Genomic DNA, 16348 nt, shown 5'->3' on the forward strand with positions numbered 1-16348 from the left:
GTGCTTCGCGTGGTCGCACCACCCCCCCCCCCCCCCCCCCCCCCCCCCCCCCCCCCCCCCCCCCCCCCCCCCCCCCCCCCCCCCCGCTGCCTCTCCTTACGATGCCGGGCATGAAGCAGCGAACCGCCCAGATCCGCTGGGAACAGCGCATGCAGTCGCCCCTGCTGGCGCTGGCCCTCGTCTTCGCGGTCGCCTACGCGGTCCCGATCGTCGCGCCGGGCGCCCCCGGCCCGGTCCACACGGCGTGCCAGGTGGCCGAGTGGGTGGTGTGGGGCACGTTCGCCGTGGACTATCTCGTACGGCTGGCGCTGGCACCCGGCAAGTGGCTGTTCGTGCGCAGCCACCCGCTGGACCTGCTGGCGGTGCTGCTGCCCCTGGTGCAGCCGCTGCGGCTGCTGCGGCTGGTGTCCACGCTGATGCTGGTGGGCCGGCGGGCCGGGATGGCGCGGCAGATCACGCTGACGACCTACGTCGGCGGATCGGTGGTGGGGCTGATGATGTTCGGCTCGCTGGCGGTGCTGCATGTGGAGCGGGACGCACCCGACGGGAACATAAAGACGCTGGGCGACGCGGTGTGGTGGTCGTTCACCACGATGACGACGGTCGGTTACGGCGACCACTCGCCGACGACGGGCCTCGGGCGGCTGCTCGCGGTCGGGCTGATGCTCTCCGGAATCGCACTGCTCGGTGTCGTGACGGCCAACATCGCGGCGTGGTTCATCTCCCGCTTCGAACGGGACGACGCGGCGGAGCGGCGGCAGACGGCGCTGCTGGAGGCCCTGACGGTGGAGGTGCGGACGCTGCGGGCGGAGGTGGCCCGGCTGTCGGGCACAAAGGCTCCTGTGCCCGTGCCCGACGTGCCGGCGCAGGACGCCGACTCTCCCAGACCTTAGTTCTCCCAGACCTTGAAGGCCCTCACCCGGTACGGGGACCTGGGCACCCAGGTGCCGCCGCCGGGGTAGGTCTCGAACTCGCCGGTCTCCGCGCACTCCACCGACTGGTACGTGGTGACGGGCCGGCCGGTGCGGTTGGCGAGCGCCTGCGCGGAGGTGCCCGGCGCCAGCGGGACACAGCTCTCGATGTCGGTGCCGACGAGCTCATGGGTGCTGCGTGCGCCCTGGAAGTCGTTCTCGGCCCACAGGCACAGCTCACCGGCCGCGCACGCCCCGAGCGGGGGCGCAGGCGCCGCGGCGGCGGTCTGCGGCGGCTGGAGCAGCAGTGGTACGAGTGCGGCCAGGGCGGCGGCGAGAGAGGTCTTGCGCATACGGATCTGCCCCCGTGCGACGACTGATGGATCGACCGCAGCCTGACCTGCCGCGCCGTATGCCCGGAAGACCGGTGGGCGAAGATCATCCGTATGGGCGACAGTCCCGCCGGGAGCGCCCGGCGGGGCTGTCGAGGTCACGGGGTCGACGTCAGATGTGGGCCGCGCGCAGCTTCCAGGTGATCGAGTCGAGCCCCGCGCTGCTCGCCGCCCATATGCGCCGCTCCATGGAGACGGAGGAGGCACTGGCCCGGCTCATCGCCGACCGGGAGGGACTCGACGCCGACCCCGGGCCACGGGTCGCGGTGGCGGCGTTCGGTGGGGTGATGCGGGTCACAGGGCGACTGTGGGGGCAGAGCGGGGACCCCGGCCCGGAGGCGATCCGCTCGCTCACTGAAACCTACCTCGACCACCTCGGACCGGCGCTCGCGCAGCCGGCGCGCACGGGACGGTTCCTGACGCACCGGCAGCCGGCGTACCGGCCGCGGGAGGGGGCGCTCACAACTCCGGCGCGCCGGAGCCTGCTGCCGGCACGTGCACAACTGCGACGACAGCCACAGTCGCCAGCGGCGTCCAATTGGGGCCGCACGCACGGCGGATGCGCCGGAGCGTGCACCTCGGGCGCACGGAACGTCACCCTCCTCCCCGCCAATTCCCCTTCCGACACGTGATCTGTCTCACGCTCTTCGCGTGGCCGCGCGCCCTTCTCCTAGGGTGTCCCGCAGTGACTTCCTTCGGCCCCTCCCCCACCCCGACCGTTTGGCGCGCCCTGCTCGCCCTCGCGGTGGTGTTCGTGATGCTGGCGGCCACCGGCTGGACCGCCGTAAGGCATGAGCGTGGACCTCGCGACGCCTTCGCCACCGAGCTGGCGGGCTGGAACAAGTCCCGGATCGGCGCCCGAGAGCTGCCCGGCGTCGACACGCCGCCGCGTCAGCTCGCCGCGTTCTTCACGTCGCTCGGCGCCGCCCGAAGCGCCCGGCTCGCCGACGACTACCCGCACATCGTCGGCAACCTGAACGGTGCGCCCGTCACACTGCGCTACAGCGCCAACCGCAAGGCGCTGTCCGCGTCCCTCGCCCACGAGCGCAAGCGCGTGGGCGACGCCGGCCTGACGGCGACGGGTCGCCACCAGGCCGTGCGGCGGATGCACCGGTTCGAGGCGCTGATGAGTCCCGAACGGCAGATCCTCGCCTTCGACCCGTCCGGCTCCGGACGGGTGGCCGAGGTCTTCGGCGACCTCGACAGGGCGCAACGGGTGTCGGTGATCGTGCCCGGGGTCGACACCAATCTGCTCACCTTCCAGAGGACGGCCCGCAAGTACAGCGCCCCTGTGGGCATGGCCCAGTCCCTGTACGCCGCGCAGCGGGCCGCCGCGCCCCGCCTCCGTACGGCCGTCATCGCCTGGGCCGACTACACGACACCGGTCGGGGTCGGAATGGAGTCCGCGATCGGGCGGCTCGCCGCGAACGGGGCCGTGCGGCTGGTCTCGCTCACCGACGCGCTGCCCGGGAAGTCCACGGTCTCGCTGTTCTGCCACAGCTACGGCTCCGTGGTGTGCGGAGTCGCCGCCCGCCAACTGCCCGCACGCGTCGCCGACGTCGCCGTGGCCGGCAGCCCCGGCATGCGGACCGAGAACGTCGCCGGCCTGCACTCCAAGGCCCGGGTATGGGCGATGCGCGATGCCGACGACTGGATCGCGGACGTCCCCCACATGGACGTCGGCGGGCTCGGCCACGGCGAGGACCCGGTGACCCCCGAGTTCGGTGCGCGGGTGCTGTCGGCGGCGGGTGCCGTCGGCCACACCGGCTATTTCGAGCCGGGAACCGAGAGCATCCACAACTTCGCCGACATAGGGGTGGGCGCCTACGCCAACGTGAGCTGCGCAGGCGACAGCGACACGTGCCGCAGTGGTATTTCCGGTGCCTGAGCGGGCGGACGCGCGTAGATCGCGGCGAAAAGGGGTTGCCGCCGAGGGGCGACGTGCGAGCGAGAGCCGCCTACGATGAGGCACATGGGTGATGTGCTGGCCGGAATTCAAGCCACCTGGGAGTTCGACACCGACTCCGTGCTCATCCGCTTCGAACGGGGGATCCGCACGCCGAAGCTCCTCTCCTCGTTGCGCGAACGCCGCATTCCGCACGAGGCGTTGGCATCGGTGACGCTCTCCCCGGGCAAGCGCGGCACGGTGGTGCTCCATGCTGTCCCCAGACCCGGCGCGGACCCGCTGATGGAGGCGGCCGCCGGGCAGCTCAAGGAAGGGTGCGATCCGTACCGGCTGGTGCTGCCGGCGGAGCGCGAGACGCTCGCCGAGTACTACGCCGACGAATTGCGTGCCGTGCTCGGGCCGGACGCCGACGAGCCCGCCGACCGCTATCTCGTCACCGCGCCGCAGCCCCCGCTGGGCTTCAAGGCGTACGACGGCAAGGCGTCGTTCGACGGCACGAGCGTGGCGTTCCGCTGGTTCTGGACGGGGGCTTCGTCCGCCAAGTGGAAGGCCGGCGACCAGAGTTTCTCCGTGTCCGAGCTGAGCGGCGTCGAATGGCGCTCGCCCGAGGTCTTCGACGGGTACCTGCGGCTGCTGCGCCGGGACGCGGACGGCACGCAGGACGCCGGCCAGCCGGACCAGGACCCGGCGGCGGTCGTCTTCGGCCTCGGGTACGGGCCGGTGCACGAGTCGCTGCCGTTCGCGGCGGCGGTGCTCGAGTCCGTCCGCAGCAGGAACCAGACCCCCGCCCCCGCCCTCACGGCCCCCTCTGTCCGCCGCGACCCGGCGGACATCGCGGACCGGATACGGCACTTGGGGGACCTGCACCTGGCGGGGCTGGTGACGGACGAGGAGTTCACGAAGAAGAAGGCGGAGTTGCTGGCGGAGCTGTGAGGGGGCGGGGCCGTTCTCGCCCCCGACCCGGGACCAGCACACCCGGCCCCGCCGGCGGCGGGGGCGAATTCAGCCCCGCTGGGGGCACTCCCCCTACGCCTGGCGGCGTGGGAGGCACCCCCACCCACGGCCGCCAGGCCGCCAGGCCGCCAGGCCGCCAGGCCGCAGGAGGAGTCTGAAGCGCCGGGTTCGGGGCGGAACCCCGACATGACCGGCAAGTTCCAGCCCGGCGCAGGGCCCCCCGGGGGCAGCATCCCCGGCCCCGCAGCGCGCCCCCGCCGACTACTCCCGCGCCGTCGACGTCGACGACATGTCCGGGTACCGGTCCCCCGCCACCCGCTCCCCGATCGGCTCCAGCACCGCCAGCTCCTCCTCCGTCAACACGACCCGCGTCGCCGCCACGTTCTCCCGCAGCCGCGCTGCCTTCCGCGTTCCCGGGATCGGGACGACCGTCAGACCGTGCACGTCCGCCCGCTGCTGCACCCACGCCAGCGCCACCTGCGCCGCGCTCGCGCCGTGTGCTGCCGCGATCTTGTGGACGGGCTCCAGCAGCGCCGCGTTCGTCCGGGCGTTGTCGCCGGTGAAGCGTGGCTGGTGGCGGCGGAAGTCGTTCTGCGCCAGGTCCTTGCCGGCGTCGGTGAACGCCCCCGCGAGGAAGCCCCGGCCGAGCGGCGAGTACGGCACCAGCGCGACACCGAGTTCGAACGCCGCGCCGACCGCGCTGCGTTCGACGTCCCGGCTGAACAGGGACCACTCCGACTGCAGGGCCGCGATCGGATGCACGGCGTGCGCTTCGCGCAGTTCGGCGCCGGTGGCCTCGCTCAGCCCCAGGTGCTTGACGAGGCCGCGTTCGACGAGCTCGGCCATCGCGCCGACGGACTCCGCGAGCGGCACGCCCGGGTCGCGCCGGTGCATGTAGTAGAGATCGATCACGTCGACGCCGAGCCGGCGCAGGCTGCCTTCGACCGCCGTGCGGATGTACGCGGGGTCGTTGCGCACGCCCCGGTAGTGGGGATCGTCGCTCCGCTCGATGGCGAACTTGGTGGCAAGCGTGATCTCGTCGCGATGCGCGGCGACGAACGGCGCGAGGAACTCCTCGTTGGCGCCGCGCCCGTAGACGTCCGCCGTGTCGATGAGGGTGACACCTTCGGCGAGCGCGATCTCCAGGGTGTCCCGCGCCGCGGCCTCGTCGGTGTCGCCGTAGAACTCGCTCATGCCCATGCAGCCCAGGCCCTGGACTCCTACGAGTGGTCCGTCGGTGCCGAGGCGCACCTGTGCGATCCTGCTGTTGCTCATCACTGGGCTTCAGACCCTCTCCGACGCCGTGCGGGCGTCCGCGTAGAACTCGATCTTGTGGTCCAGTACGGCCAGCGTGTCCTGGAGTTCGGCTATCCGCTGGAGCACGTCACGCCGCGTGCGCTCCAGCAGTTCCGCGCGCGCCTCGAAGGTGGCCTCGCCCTCCCGGACCATCTCGGCGTACGTGACCATGTCGGCGACGGGCATCCCGGTCAGCCGCAGTTTGCCGACGAAGGCGAGCCAGTCCAGGTCGCGGTTGCTGAACCGCCGCTGGCCGGTGTGCGATCGGTCGATGTGCGGCATCAGCCCGATGCGTTCGTACCAGCGCAGGGTGTGCGCGGTGAGTCCGGTGAAGGCGGCGACCTCGCTGATCGTGTAGCGGTCCTGTCCGTCGGGACGTGGGTGGGCGCGAGGTGCGGCCGCGCAGAGATCGGTCCGTGCCGGGGTTCTCTCGATCACCGTCATGACCTCCACGCTAAAACCTTGGAGTGCACTCCAAGCAAGCAGAATCGGGTGGCATTCCCGGCGCGGTCCGAAATAGCCTGCCCGACCATGACTGCACCCCGCCGCGCCGTGCCCGCCGATGCCGAGGAACTGGTCCGCCTGCGCAAGGTCATGCTGGACTCAGTCACCGGGGCGGACCCCGACGTCAGTTGGCAGCCGGCGGCGGTGGCGACGCTGCGCGACCGGCTCGCGGACCCCGACGGCACGCTGACCGCCTATGTCGTCGAGCGGCCCGGCGGCGGGCTCGCGGCGTGCGCGGTGGGCACCGTCGAGTACCGGCTGGGCGGCCCGGGCTCCCCGGACGGCGCCTGCGGCTACGTCTTCAGCGTCTCGACGGACCGGGACATGCGCCGCCGCGGCTATTCGCGGGCGTGTGTGGAAGCACTGCTCGGCTGGTTCCGCGAGCGGGGCGTCCGCAAGGTCGACCTGCGGGCCTCGCCGGAGGGCGAACCGCTGTACGCCTCGCTGGGCTGGGTGCGCACCCCGGACCCGGCCATGCGACTCAGCCTCTGACACAGCCACCTTCGCGTACCGTTTAGGCTCGTACGCATGCAGAGCCTGGCGATGATCGAGAACTGGCCGGTACCGACCGCGGCGGCCGCCGTCGTACGAGCGGACGGCACGGTCGCCGGTTCGTACGGCCCGACCGGCCACCGCTTCCCCCTTGCCTCCGTCACCAAGCCGCTCGCGGCCTACGCGGCGCTCGTCGCGTACGAGGAAGGGGCGATCGAACTCGACGAGCCGGCCGGGCCCGAGGGCTCCACGGTCCGGCATCTGCTCGCCCACACCTCCGGTCTCGCCTTCGACGAGCACCGCGCCACCGCCGCGCCCGGCACCCGCCGGCTGTACTCGAACGCGGGCTTCGAGGTGCTCGGCGACCACATCGCCAAGGCGACCGACATCCCCTTCGCCGATTACCTCCACCAGGCCGTGCTGGAGCCGCTCGGCATGACGGCGACGACCCTCGACGGCTCCCCCGCCAAGGACGGCGTCTCCACCGTCGACGACCTGGTCCGGTTCGCCGCCGAGGTGCAGGCGCCGCGGCTGCTGGACGCCCGTACGGTGCTCGAGGCCATGTCGGTCGTGCATCCGGGGCTGTCGGGGATACTGCCGGGCTACGGCAACCAGAAGCCCAACGACTGGGGTCTCGGTTTCGAGATCAGCGACGCCAAGTCCCCGCACTGGACGGGCGCTTCGTCCTCGCCGCGCACTTTCGGCCACTTCGGCCAGTCCGGCACGTTCCTGTGGATCGACCCGGACGCGCGGGCGGCGTGCGTGGCGCTGACCGACCGGGACTTCGGCCCGTGGGCGATCGATGCGTGGCCGCGGTTCACGGACGCGGTGCTGGCGGATCTGCGGGGCTGACGGTCGGCGAGGGGCCTGCCGGGTCCGCCCCTGTCGTCGGCGCCGGACCGGACACGGCGTCGCAGTACGCCGCTGACAGGGCGCCGTCCAGGCCCTTGAGCCTGACCTGGAGTGTGCCCTGCGCGCTCTCGGCGTACGCGACCGTGCAGACGAGCTGGCGCTTGGCCAGGTCGGACAGACCGGCCAGGCGCGCCGGTACGACGGCCTCCGCGACGCCTCCGGACACGGTGATCTTCCTCATGACACCCGGCTCGGGCATCCCGGGCGCGTTGCGCAGACCGGCCCGCCGCTCGGCCTCGTTCGGGCCGGCCAGCAGCGCGGCGACGGTCTTCTCGGTCGCCGGGCGGACCGGTACGGCCGCCTCGGACCGGGTGGAGCCGTCGCCGAAGCCGTCGGCGCCGCTCCCGAACCCGCCGCTCCCGTCGTCGACGATCCGCGGAACGGGAGACAGCCGGCCGTCCGGCGACAGGAAGAAGAGCAGCATCCGCACCTCGCGCGCGGGCAGCACGTCGATCGTCGCCGGTCCGCCCGCCTCGATGACGTCCGTCTCCTGGATGCCGATGCCGCACGCGGTGAGCGGCAGCAGCGCCGCGAGCACGCCGGCCGTGCGGAGGGCCCGTCTCATGCTGTCGCCTCCTGCGCTGCCGGAACGCCCTGGAGCGGGATCTCGACCGTGAACACGGCCCCGCCGTGCGGCCCGTTGCCGGCCCGGACGGTGCCGCCGTGCAGCCGTACGTTCTCCTGGGTGATCGCGAGCCCGAGTCCGCTGCCCGCCGACCGTGTACGGGCCGCGTCGGCCTTGTAGAACCGGTCGAAGATGTGCGGCAGCACGTCGGGCCGGATACCGGGCCCGCTGTCGGCGACCTCGGTGACGAGCATGTCTTCGCCGGCGGACATCCGCACGGTGACGGGCTCGGCCCCGTGGCGCAGGGCGTTGCCGACGAGGTTGGCGACCACGACGTCGAAGCGGCGCGGGTCGAGGCGGACGCGGACCCCCTCGGGCAGTTCGGTGCGGACGCGACCGTCCCAGTGCCGGTTGTGCAGGGTCTTGCGGACGGTCTCCGCGGCGTCGACCTCGTCGGTGTTCAGTTCGGCGGCGCGCGCGTCGAAGCGCGAGATCTCCATCAGGTCCTCGACGAGGTCGGCGAGTTTCCCGGTCTCCGCGCTGATGAGCCGCACCGCGCGGGCGGTGTCCGGGTCGAGGCCGTCCGCGTCCTCGTCGAGGACCTCGGTGACGGCGAGCATCCCGGCGAGCGGGGTGCGCAGTTCGTGCGAGACGTCGGAGGCGAAGCGGCGGGCCCGGGCCCCGGCCTGCTGGAGTTCGTCGACGGACCGTTCGAGTTCGCCCGCAGATTCGTTGAACGTCCTTGCCAGGTCGGAGAGTTCGTCGCGGCCCCGGACCTCGATCCGGGTGTCGAGCCTGCCGCTGCCCATGGACCGGGCCGCGCCCCGCAGTTCGCGTACGGGACGCAGGACGCTGCGCGCGGCGAGCAGCGCGGGCACGAGGGCGACGGCGAGTCCGGGCAGTGCGCCGTCGCGGGCGGCGGTGAGGAGCGCGTCGACGTTGGCCTCTTCGTCGGTCATCCGCATCACGGCGAACAGGACGAGCCCGCTGGGCAGGGACGTGTCCGTGCCGGTCCGGACGGTGACGGGCATGCCGATGGTCAGATACGGGGTCCCGCCGCTGACGACCCGCTGGAAGCTGCCGTGCGATGAGGTGAGCGTGGTGCGCCGCAGTTCGGGGGTGATGACGGTGGAGGTGGGGTTCTCGCCGGAGGAGACCCGCAGGGAGCCGTATTCGGCGAACACGACCCACGGGTGCGGCTTGGCCTTGCTCGCTATCCCGAACAGAATCTCGCGGAGCGTCTGCGGCTCGACGGGCAGCCCGGTGCCGAGCCCCTCGACCTGCTCGCGGAAGGAGACGACGGCGGTGTCCTGCGCGCTGGCGAGCACGGCGCTGCGCGCCTCGCGGTAGGTGAGGGCGGCGGTCGTCGCGGCGCTGACGAAGGCGACCAGCAGGAACGCGAGGACGAGTCGCGTGCGCAGCCCGAACGGGGCGATCCGGCGCATGCCCCTCGCGCGGGCGGTCGTCACAGCGGCCCGAAGCGGTAGCCGAAGCCCCGCAGGGTCTGTATGTAGCGCGGGCTGCCCGGGGTGTCCTCGATCTTGTTGCGCAGCCGCCGTACGCAGGCGTCCACCAGCCGTGCGTCGCCGTGGTAGCTGTGCTCCCACACGTGCTCCAGCAGCTGCTGGCGGCTGAACACCTGCTCCGGCGCGGCCGACAGATGCAGAAGCAGTTTCATCTCGGAGGGCGCGAGGGCGAGCCGTTCGCCGTTCTTCGTGACGGTGAGGCCGGCTCGGTCGATGGCGAGTTCGCCGTGGAACTCGACGGCGGGCCGGCCGCCGCCGGGGTCCTCGATCCTGCGCAGCACGGCGCGGATGCGGGCCTCGATGACCTCGGTGCGGGCGGGTTTGACGATGTAGTCGTCGGCGCCCGCCTCGAGGCCGATGACAACGTCGAAGTCGTCGCCGCGGGCTGTGAGCATGATGATCGGCAGCTGGCTGTCCTCCCGCACCCGGCGGCAGACCTGCACTCCGTTCATGCCGGGCAGCATCAGGTCCAGCAGCAGCAGATCGGGCCGGAACTCGCGGAGCGCGGCGAGCCCGGCCTCACCCGTGGCGGCGGTCCGCACCTCGTGACCGCGGCGGCGCAGCCCCAGCTCAACCCCTTCGCGCACGGAGGGGTCGTCTTCGATGAGGAGCACGCGAGGCATGTGCGCGGTATCCCTGGGGGTCGAAAGTGGATCGTCGTCAGGACCGGCCGCGGCGGAGGCGGGCCGTCGCGCCGCGGACGAGGGAGTCGACCTCGGCGAGCCCGAGGGGGCGGGCGAGGAGCACGAAGACGGCGGCGATCGCGAGTACCCCCGCCGCGGTGGCCGCCGCGGCCCCGGCCGGGGCCGCCCACTGGGCGGCGACATGTCCGAGCAGTGTCGCGGGCACGGCGGCGAGCAGCAGCCGCGCCTGCGCGGCTGCTGTGGCGGAACGCCACGGGGCGCGCGCGGGCGCGCGCAGGGGCGGGTGCGCGCCCGGGGCGGGCGGAGGCGGGATCGCGCTGTCGCCCTCCGCGGTGGCGCCGTCCTGCGCCGGACCGACGCCGGGGCCGGCCGGTCCCGCAGAACCCGCCGCCCCGAGCGTGCCCGGGGCCGTGGGAGCCCCGTCGGCCGACGGCGGGAGGATGCCGTGCAGAGCCTCATCGCCGCCAGGCCGGGAGGCCGGCGCGTCCGGTGACGCACCCGAGCCGTCCGAGGACGAACCACGGCCGCCGCCGGGCGTGCCTTCGGCGCCCGGCGCGTCCCGCGCCGACAGGCGGCGGTGGAGGACGAGCGCGGTGACCGCCCAGCCGGCCCACAGGGCGAGCGAGTACGCCCCGGCGATGCCGGTCACCGCCCAGCGGGCGGGGAGGACCAGATAGGCGGTCACGGACAGGCCCGCGTTGAGGCCCGCGATCACCAGGTTGAGGAGGAAGGGTGTGCGGGTGTCGGACAGGGCGTAGAAGCTGCGGGAGAGGGCGTACTGCCCCGAGAAGGCGATCAGGCCGGGCGCGAACGCCATCAGCGTTCCCGCCATGACCGCGATGTCCTGCGCGTCCGTCTCGCCGTACTGGAAGACCAGCGCCATCACGGGCTGCGCGAGTGCCAGCAGCACGCACGCCGCGGGGACGACGGCCGCGGCGCTGTTGCGCAGGGCGTACGACACGTCGCGCCGTATCCCGGCCGTGTCGCCGTCGGCCGCCGCCGCGCTCATCCGGGGCATCAGCGCGGTCACCAGCGACACGGTGATGATGCCGTGCGGCACGGCCCAGAGCAGATAGGCGTTGTTGTACGCGCTGAACCCGGCGCCGCCGTCGACGCCTGCCGTCTCCGCGTGCAGACCGGCCGCCGTGGCCAGCCGGGTCGTGACCCAGTAGGCCCCCTGGTTGGTGAGCACCAGCATCACGAGCCACCCGGCCGACCGCAGCGGCCGGGTGAGCCCGCTGCCGCGCCAGTCGAAGCGTGGCCGGAAGCGGAAGCGGGCCGCGCGCAGCGCGGGCAGCAGGGCGAGGGCCTGGACGGCGATGCCCGCGGTGGTGCCCCAGCCGAGCAGCGCGGTCTCCGCGGCAGTGAGCGAGCCGCCGTCACCGGTCGTGAGGTACAGGGCGAAGACCGCGATGACGACCACGTTGTTGAGGACGGGCGTCCACATCATCGCGCCGAACCGGCCGCGGGCGTTGAGGACCTGGCCGAGCAGGGTGAACAGGCCGAGGAAGAAGATCTGCGGCAGGCAGTAGCGGGCGAAGGCGACCGTCATGGCGGCCTGTTCGTCCGTGTAGTCGGTGTACGCGTCGACGATCGCCGGTGCCGCCCAGACCGCGGCGGCGGTGATCGCCAGCAGCGCGAGGACGCAGACGGTCAGCAGCCGGTCGGTGTAGGCGGCGCCGCCGTCCTCGTGCTGCTTGGCGGCCTTGACGAGCTCGGGCACGAAGACGGCGTTGAGCGCGCCGCCGAGGAGCAGCATGTAGACGATGGTGGGTACGGAGTTGCCGACGGCGTACCCGTCGGCGGTCAGGCCGAGCCCGAGCGCGGCGGCGACGACGGCGGACCGCGCGAATCCGGTCGCCCGGGAGACGACGGACCCGGCGGCCATGATCGCGCCGCTCCGCAGCACGGACGGGCTCCGGGACGGCGCCGCGGCTCCAGACGCCTCGCCGGAGTCCTTGCCGGACGCGGCCGTCGTAGCGCTCGGCGCACTCATCGGCGCGCCATATATGTCTGGAATGCGCGGTACAGCGCGTGGTTGGCCGTGCCGTCCAACGGTCTCTCCCATTCCCCCAGGGTCTCGACGACCTCGCCTCCGGTGCCGAGCTTCCAGCGCAGCAGCCCGTACGGCCGGTCGTCGGGGTCGAGGGTGGAGGATACTCCGCGCATGTCGTAGACGTCGGCGCCGAGTGCGTGGGCGTCGAGCAGCATCCGCCACTGGAGCAGGTTGGACGGGCGGACCTCGCGGCGGTGGTCGGCGGAGGCGCCCGTCTGGTACCAGACGCGGCGGCCCACGCGGACCATGGTGTGCGCGGCGAGTGTCTCGCCCTCGTGGCGGGCCAGGTAGAGCTGCATCCTGCCCGGCTCCTCCGCGTTGAGGGCCGCGTACTGGCGCTCGTAGTACGCCAGTGCCCGCCCGAGCCGGAAGCCGTCGCGCTCCTCCGTGATCCGCAGCAGGCGGTAGAAATCGGGAAGTTCGGCCGCGCTGCCCACGACGACCTCGACCCCGGACTTCTGCGCACGGCGGACGTTGCGCCGCCACTCCTGGTTGAGCCCGGCCCACAGGTCGTCCGTGGTGCGTCCGGCGAGCGGAACCCGGAAGACGTGACGTGGTTGCGCGTCCCCGTCCTCCTCGCCGCCGCACCGCGACCAGCCCCGCGCCCGCAGCCGCTCCGCGACCGCCGTGCCCAAGGGGTCCACCTCGCTCGCAAGCACGTCGGCCAGCCGCCGGCCGGGCCCCGTCGCCGCCTTGAGCCGGGCCGCGCTCCAGCGGCGGTAGGCGGGCGAGGGCCCGATCCGCACGGCGAACGCACCGGCGGCGCGCAGACGCCGCAGCAGCGGATCGAGCCAGCTGCCGACGTCCGGGTCCGCCCAGTCGGCGACCGGCCCTTCCGGCAGGTAGGCGAAGTACTTCCGTGTGCCGGACAGTTGCCGCAGCAGGACGAGCGCGACACCCGACAGCCTGCCGGACGCCGGGTCCGGCCCCCACCCGAGGAGCTGCGAGCGCCAGCCCTCCTTGACCTGCGCCCAGGACGGGCACTGCAGAAAGCCCGCGCCGAGGTCCGCCCCCGCACGGGACGCCAGGAACGCGTGGTACGCGGCGGCGGTGATGGGCCCCAGCGGGGTTTCCCGGCCGCGGGCGGCCGTCACGAGCAGCGCTGACACGGTGTGAGCCTCTCTCTGGGGAATGCCGAGGATGCTCACAGGCGTCCGTGACCGCTCCGCGCGGCGAATGTGACCGGACGACGACCGTTCCCCTGCAGTCGCCGTCACATGGCCGCAGCACCGCTCACCTGCGGTTCCGCAGCTCTACAGTCGCCGGTACATCCACTACTCGTGACGGGGGAATCCGTTGAGCCACATACGTGTGCGCATAGCGGCGGTCGCGGTGCTGCTGGCGCCGCTCGCCGCCTGTTCGTCCGGATCCGGCATGCCGGCCGCGGACGGCAAAGCCGGCGGCTCCGCGGCGGTCGAGGACCGCCCGGCGACCGTGACCGTGACACCGAAGGGCGAGGGGGTGCGGGCCGGTGAGCCCGTCAAGGTCACGGCGGCGGGCGGCACGCTCACCTCGGTCACCGCCACCGACACCAAGGGCCGCACACTCGGAGGCAAGGTCGCTGCGGACGGCGCGAGTTGGACCTCCGAACGCAAGGCCGCACCCGGCGCCTCGTACACGGTCACCGCCACGACCACCACGAAGGCCGGCACGAAGAACACGGTGAAGTCGGCGTTCACCACCGCGGCGGCCGACAAGGTCAACAAGGTCGACTGGCGGCCGGGGGCGAACACGACCGTCGGCATCGCCCAGCCGATATCCCTCGTCTTCGACAGCCCGGTCACCGACAAGGCCGCCGTCGAGAAGCAGTTGAAGCTCACGACCTCCGACGACACCGGGGGGTCGTGGGGCTGGCTGGAGGACTACTCCGGCCGCGACCGGATCGACTGGCGCCCCAAGGAGTACTGGAAGCCCGGCACCAAGGTCACCCTCGACGCCCAGCTGAACGGCACGGACTCGGGAGACGGCGGCTGGTTCGTCCGCGACTATTCGACCACCTTCACGATCGGCGCGAGTCAGGTCGTCAAGGTCGACCTCGACCACAAGCAGCTCACCCTGGAACGGGACGGGCGGGCGGTCCGTACCATCCCGGTCTCCGGCGGCACCCCCGGCGGCGACAAGCGCTCCTGGCGCGGCACGGCCGTGCTGATGGCCAAGGAGGGCACGATCAACATGAACTCCGAGACCGTCGGCCTCGGCGACGCCTACGACAAGATGGTCGACAAGTCGATGCGGCTGACCTGGTCCGGCATGTACGCCCACGCGGCCCCCTGGAACGACCGGTACTTCGGCAAGGCCAACATGAGCTCCGGCTGCATCGGCATGAGCGACGCGAACGCCGCCTGGTTCTACGCCCAGGTCCGCCCCGGCGACCCGTTCGAGATCAAGGGCAAGGACACGAAGGGCGTCGTCGCACCGGGCAACGGCTTCGGCGCGTGGAACGTCTCGTGGGCGGACTGGCAGGCGCGGAGCGCTCTGCGCTGATGCCCTCACGGGGTGCCCTCCGCCTTGGCCACGCACTCGAACCACACGGTCTTGCCGTCCCCGCCGGTGTGCTGTTCCACACCCCAGGTGTCCGTGACCGCGTCGACCAGCAACAACCCGCGCCCGCCGTAGGCCAGTTCCTCCCGGTCCGGCAGGCGCGGGAGGGCCGGGTGACCGTCCGACACCTCCACCCGTACGCCTGCGGGCCGGAACTCGATCAGCGTGCGGCAGCGCCGTCCCGGCACATGCCGCACGACGTTCGCGACCAGCTCGGTCAGCGCCAGCTCCGCGGCGTCGGCCACCTCGATCAGGTCCCAGCTCGCCAAGTAGGCACGCAGGATGCGGCGCAGATGGCGAGCCGAGTGCTCACCGACGGCGAACTGGGCGCGATAACCGGTTTGCTGCTGGTCAGTTCCGTGATTCATGTCACCAGCGTGCGATGTGTTGATTACGCTGGGCTACGGAAAGAACCGAACGCCGCGAGGCGTTGCAGGCCGGAGGTACCCGCCGTGGCCAACGTCCAGTCACTCGACCCCAGCGCTTCCCCGCTCGACTACTACGGCGGGGAACTCCGCCGCCAACGCGAGGCACACGGCCTCAAACAGGGCCAGCTCGGGGACATCATCTTCTGCACGGGGTCACTGATCGGCCAGATCGAGACGACGAAGAAGGTCCCCACGCGCGACTTCTCGGAGCGTGTGGACGCTGCCCTCGGCACGGACGGCGTCTTCTCGCGCCTGGTGGGCCTGGTGCTGCGCAGCCAACTGCCCAACTGGTTCCAGCCATACGCCGAGATGGAGGCGAAGGCGGCCTACATCTCCACGTACCAGGCTCAGTTGGTGTACGGGCTGCTGCAGACGGAGGAGTACGCGCGAGCGCTGCTAGGCGTCGACCATCCTCACCGGGCCGACGAACTGGTGGCGGCCCGACTCGACCGCCAGCGCATCCTCAAGCGCGAGGCCCCTCCCGCCCTCTGGGTCGTGATGAGCGAGGCGGCCCTGCTACAGGCAGTCGGCGGGCGTGACGTCATGCGGGGGCAACTGGCCCAGCTGTTGGAGTTCCGCCAGGACCCATGGGTGCAGATCCAGGTGCTTCCGTTCTCGGTCGGACAGCACACCGGGATGATGGGGCCGTTCACGCTCCTCAGGTTCGACGACGACCCCGACCTGCTCTACGTGGACAGCTACGACCAGGGGCACATGACGGCCAATCCGCAAGTGATCAGGGAGCGTTCGGTCGGATACGCTCGTTTGCAAGCCACAGCCCTCTCCCCCGAGGACTCGGCGGCCCTGATCGCTTGTGTGATGGAGGAACGCTATGGGGACCAGTCATGACCTGACCGGAGCACAGTGGCGGAAGTCGTCCTACAGCGGTACCAACGGCGGTGAATGCGTCGAGTGCACCGTCACCGGTGCCGCCACCTGGCGCACGTCCTCGTACAGCGAAACCAACGGCAACGAGTGCGTCGAGGTCGCCGACGGTTGCCCCACCGCCACCGTCCCCGTCCGCGACAGCAAGAACCCGGACGGACCGGTCGTGACGATCGGTTCAAACGCCTGGCAGGCGTTCGTGGACGGCCTGCGGTAGTCCCGTTACCCAGGGCCCGCTCCCAGGCAGTGCAGCGGCGGGTTGACAGGATGCGCGGACGACCACGAAGCAGCCGTGGGCAGGGCTCCACCATGACCTGCCGACGGCGAAAGCGTCGG

At 72.2% G+C, this 16348-nt stretch carries 17 protein-coding genes and 1 pseudogene; 9 read left to right on the top strand and 9 right to left on the bottom strand.

Going from position 1 to position 16348, the window contains the following annotated elements:
• Positions 1 to 110: 110 nt before the first annotated feature.
• Positions 111 to 893 (top strand): potassium channel family protein, encoded by a 783-nt coding sequence (locus tag ACZ4SA_RS07420; protein ID WP_468270830.1) that lies wholly within the window; start codon positions 111 to 113, stop codon positions 891 to 893.
• On the opposite strand, the gene ACZ4SA_RS07425 is transcribed toward ACZ4SA_RS07420, so the two are convergent.
• Positions 890 to 1264, bottom strand: a complete 375-nt coding sequence (locus ACZ4SA_RS07425) for a peptidase inhibitor family I36 protein (protein WP_468270832.1) — start codon at positions 1262 to 1264, stop codon at positions 890 to 892. The two genes, ACZ4SA_RS07420 and ACZ4SA_RS07425, sit on opposite strands and share 4 nt — an antisense overlap.
• Positions 1265 to 1419: 155 nt before the next feature.
• On the opposite strand from ACZ4SA_RS07425, the pseudogene ACZ4SA_RS07430 reads away from it, so the two are divergent.
• The 3 genes and pseudogenes from ACZ4SA_RS07430 to ACZ4SA_RS07440 all read left to right on the top strand — a co-directional run.
• Positions 1420 to 1707, top strand: a pseudogene (locus tag ACZ4SA_RS07430) (acyl-CoA-like ligand-binding transcription factor); the annotation flags it as partial.
• A gap of 281 nt (positions 1708 to 1988) precedes the next feature.
• Positions 1989 to 3191 carry an alpha/beta hydrolase gene (locus tag ACZ4SA_RS07435; protein ID WP_468270834.1) on the top strand — a complete coding sequence of 401 codons (1203 nt, stop codon included), beginning with the start codon at positions 1989 to 1991 and terminating at the stop codon, positions 3189 to 3191.
• A gap of 84 nt (positions 3192 to 3275) precedes the next feature.
• Positions 3276 to 4142, top strand: coding sequence for a DUF4429 domain-containing protein (locus ACZ4SA_RS07440; protein WP_468270836.1), 867 nt, complete (start codon positions 3276 to 3278; stop codon positions 4140 to 4142).
• A gap of 282 nt (positions 4143 to 4424) precedes the next feature.
• Here ACZ4SA_RS07440 and ACZ4SA_RS07445 read toward each other — a convergent pair whose 3' ends face one another.
• Together ACZ4SA_RS07445 and ACZ4SA_RS07450 are read right to left on the bottom strand one after the other, a co-directional pair.
• Positions 4425 to 5438, bottom strand: a complete 1014-nt coding sequence (locus ACZ4SA_RS07445) for an aldo/keto reductase (protein WP_468270838.1) — start codon at positions 5436 to 5438, stop codon at positions 4425 to 4427.
• Between the two features lie 9 nt (positions 5439 to 5447).
• A complete protein-coding gene (locus tag ACZ4SA_RS07450) occupies positions 5448 to 5903 on the bottom strand; it encodes a MerR family transcriptional regulator (protein ID WP_468270840.1) in 456 nt (151 codons plus the stop codon).
• Between the two features lie 87 nt (positions 5904 to 5990).
• On the opposite strand from ACZ4SA_RS07450, the gene ACZ4SA_RS07455 reads away from it, so the two are divergent.
• Together ACZ4SA_RS07455 and ACZ4SA_RS07460 are read left to right on the top strand one after the other, a co-directional pair.
• Positions 5991 to 6455, top strand: coding sequence for a GNAT family N-acetyltransferase (locus ACZ4SA_RS07455; RefSeq protein WP_468270842.1), 465 nt, complete (start codon positions 5991 to 5993; stop codon positions 6453 to 6455).
• A 36-nt stretch (positions 6456 to 6491) separates the two neighbouring features.
• Positions 6492 to 7307, top strand: coding sequence for a serine hydrolase domain-containing protein (locus ACZ4SA_RS07460; protein WP_468270843.1), 816 nt, complete (start codon positions 6492 to 6494; stop codon positions 7305 to 7307).
• Here ACZ4SA_RS07460 and ACZ4SA_RS07465 read toward each other — a convergent pair.
• Genes ACZ4SA_RS07465 through ACZ4SA_RS07485 form a run of 5 tightly spaced genes read right to left on the bottom strand, consistent with a single transcriptional unit; the run spans position 7273 to position 13267 of the window.
• Entirely contained in the window at positions 7273 to 7932 is a 660-nt protein-coding gene (locus ACZ4SA_RS07465; RefSeq protein ID WP_468270845.1) for a hypothetical protein, read from the bottom strand. The two genes, ACZ4SA_RS07460 and ACZ4SA_RS07465, sit on opposite strands and share 35 nt — an antisense overlap.
• Entirely contained in the window at positions 7929 to 9377 is a 1449-nt protein-coding gene (locus tag ACZ4SA_RS07470; protein ID WP_468270847.1) for an ATP-binding protein, read from the bottom strand. The genes ACZ4SA_RS07465 and ACZ4SA_RS07470 overlap by 4 nt, the downstream gene beginning before the upstream one ends.
• Before the next feature lie 20 nt (positions 9378 to 9397).
• The gene (locus tag ACZ4SA_RS07475; protein WP_468270849.1) at positions 9398 to 10081 is read right to left on the bottom strand and encodes a response regulator; all 684 of its coding nucleotides are present in this window, start codon (positions 10079 to 10081) and stop codon (positions 9398 to 9400) included.
• A gap of 37 nt (positions 10082 to 10118) precedes the next feature.
• Complete coding sequence (gene murJ, locus ACZ4SA_RS07480; protein WP_468270851.1) at positions 10119 to 12098, bottom strand: murein biosynthesis integral membrane protein MurJ; 1980 nt, start codon at positions 12096 to 12098, stop codon at positions 10119 to 10121.
• The gene (locus ACZ4SA_RS07485; RefSeq protein ID WP_468270853.1) at positions 12095 to 13267 is read right to left on the bottom strand and encodes a lipid II:glycine glycyltransferase FemX; all 1173 of its coding nucleotides are present in this window, start codon (positions 13265 to 13267) and stop codon (positions 12095 to 12097) included. The genes murJ and ACZ4SA_RS07485 overlap by 4 nt, the downstream gene beginning before the upstream one ends.
• A 187-nt stretch (positions 13268 to 13454) precedes the next feature.
• Here ACZ4SA_RS07485 and ACZ4SA_RS07490 point away from each other — a divergent pair, with 187 nt between their 5' ends.
• Positions 13455 to 14642, top strand: a complete 1188-nt coding sequence (locus ACZ4SA_RS07490) for a L,D-transpeptidase (RefSeq protein WP_468270855.1) — start codon at positions 13455 to 13457, stop codon at positions 14640 to 14642.
• Positions 14643 to 14647: 5 nt separating this feature from the next.
• Here ACZ4SA_RS07490 and ACZ4SA_RS07495 read toward each other — a convergent pair whose 3' ends face one another.
• Positions 14648 to 15067: an ATP-binding protein gene (locus ACZ4SA_RS07495; RefSeq protein ID WP_468270857.1), complete on the bottom strand. Its 420-nt coding sequence runs from the start codon at positions 15065 to 15067 to the stop codon at positions 14648 to 14650.
• An 84-nt stretch (positions 15068 to 15151) separates the two neighbouring features.
• On the opposite strand from ACZ4SA_RS07495, the gene ACZ4SA_RS07500 reads away from it, so the two are divergent.
• Together ACZ4SA_RS07500 and ACZ4SA_RS07505 are read left to right on the top strand one after the other, a co-directional pair.
• Entirely contained in the window at positions 15152 to 15976 is an 825-nt protein-coding gene (locus ACZ4SA_RS07500; RefSeq protein ID WP_468270859.1) for a helix-turn-helix domain-containing protein, read from the top strand.
• Positions 15960 to 16229: a DUF397 domain-containing protein gene (locus tag ACZ4SA_RS07505; RefSeq protein WP_468270861.1), complete on the top strand. Its 270-nt coding sequence runs from the start codon at positions 15960 to 15962 to the stop codon at positions 16227 to 16229. The genes ACZ4SA_RS07500 and ACZ4SA_RS07505 overlap by 17 nt, the downstream gene beginning before the upstream one ends.
• Positions 16230 to 16348: the final 119 nt, after the last annotated feature.

Source organism: Streptomyces sp. NPDC027962 (assembly GCF_055566095.1).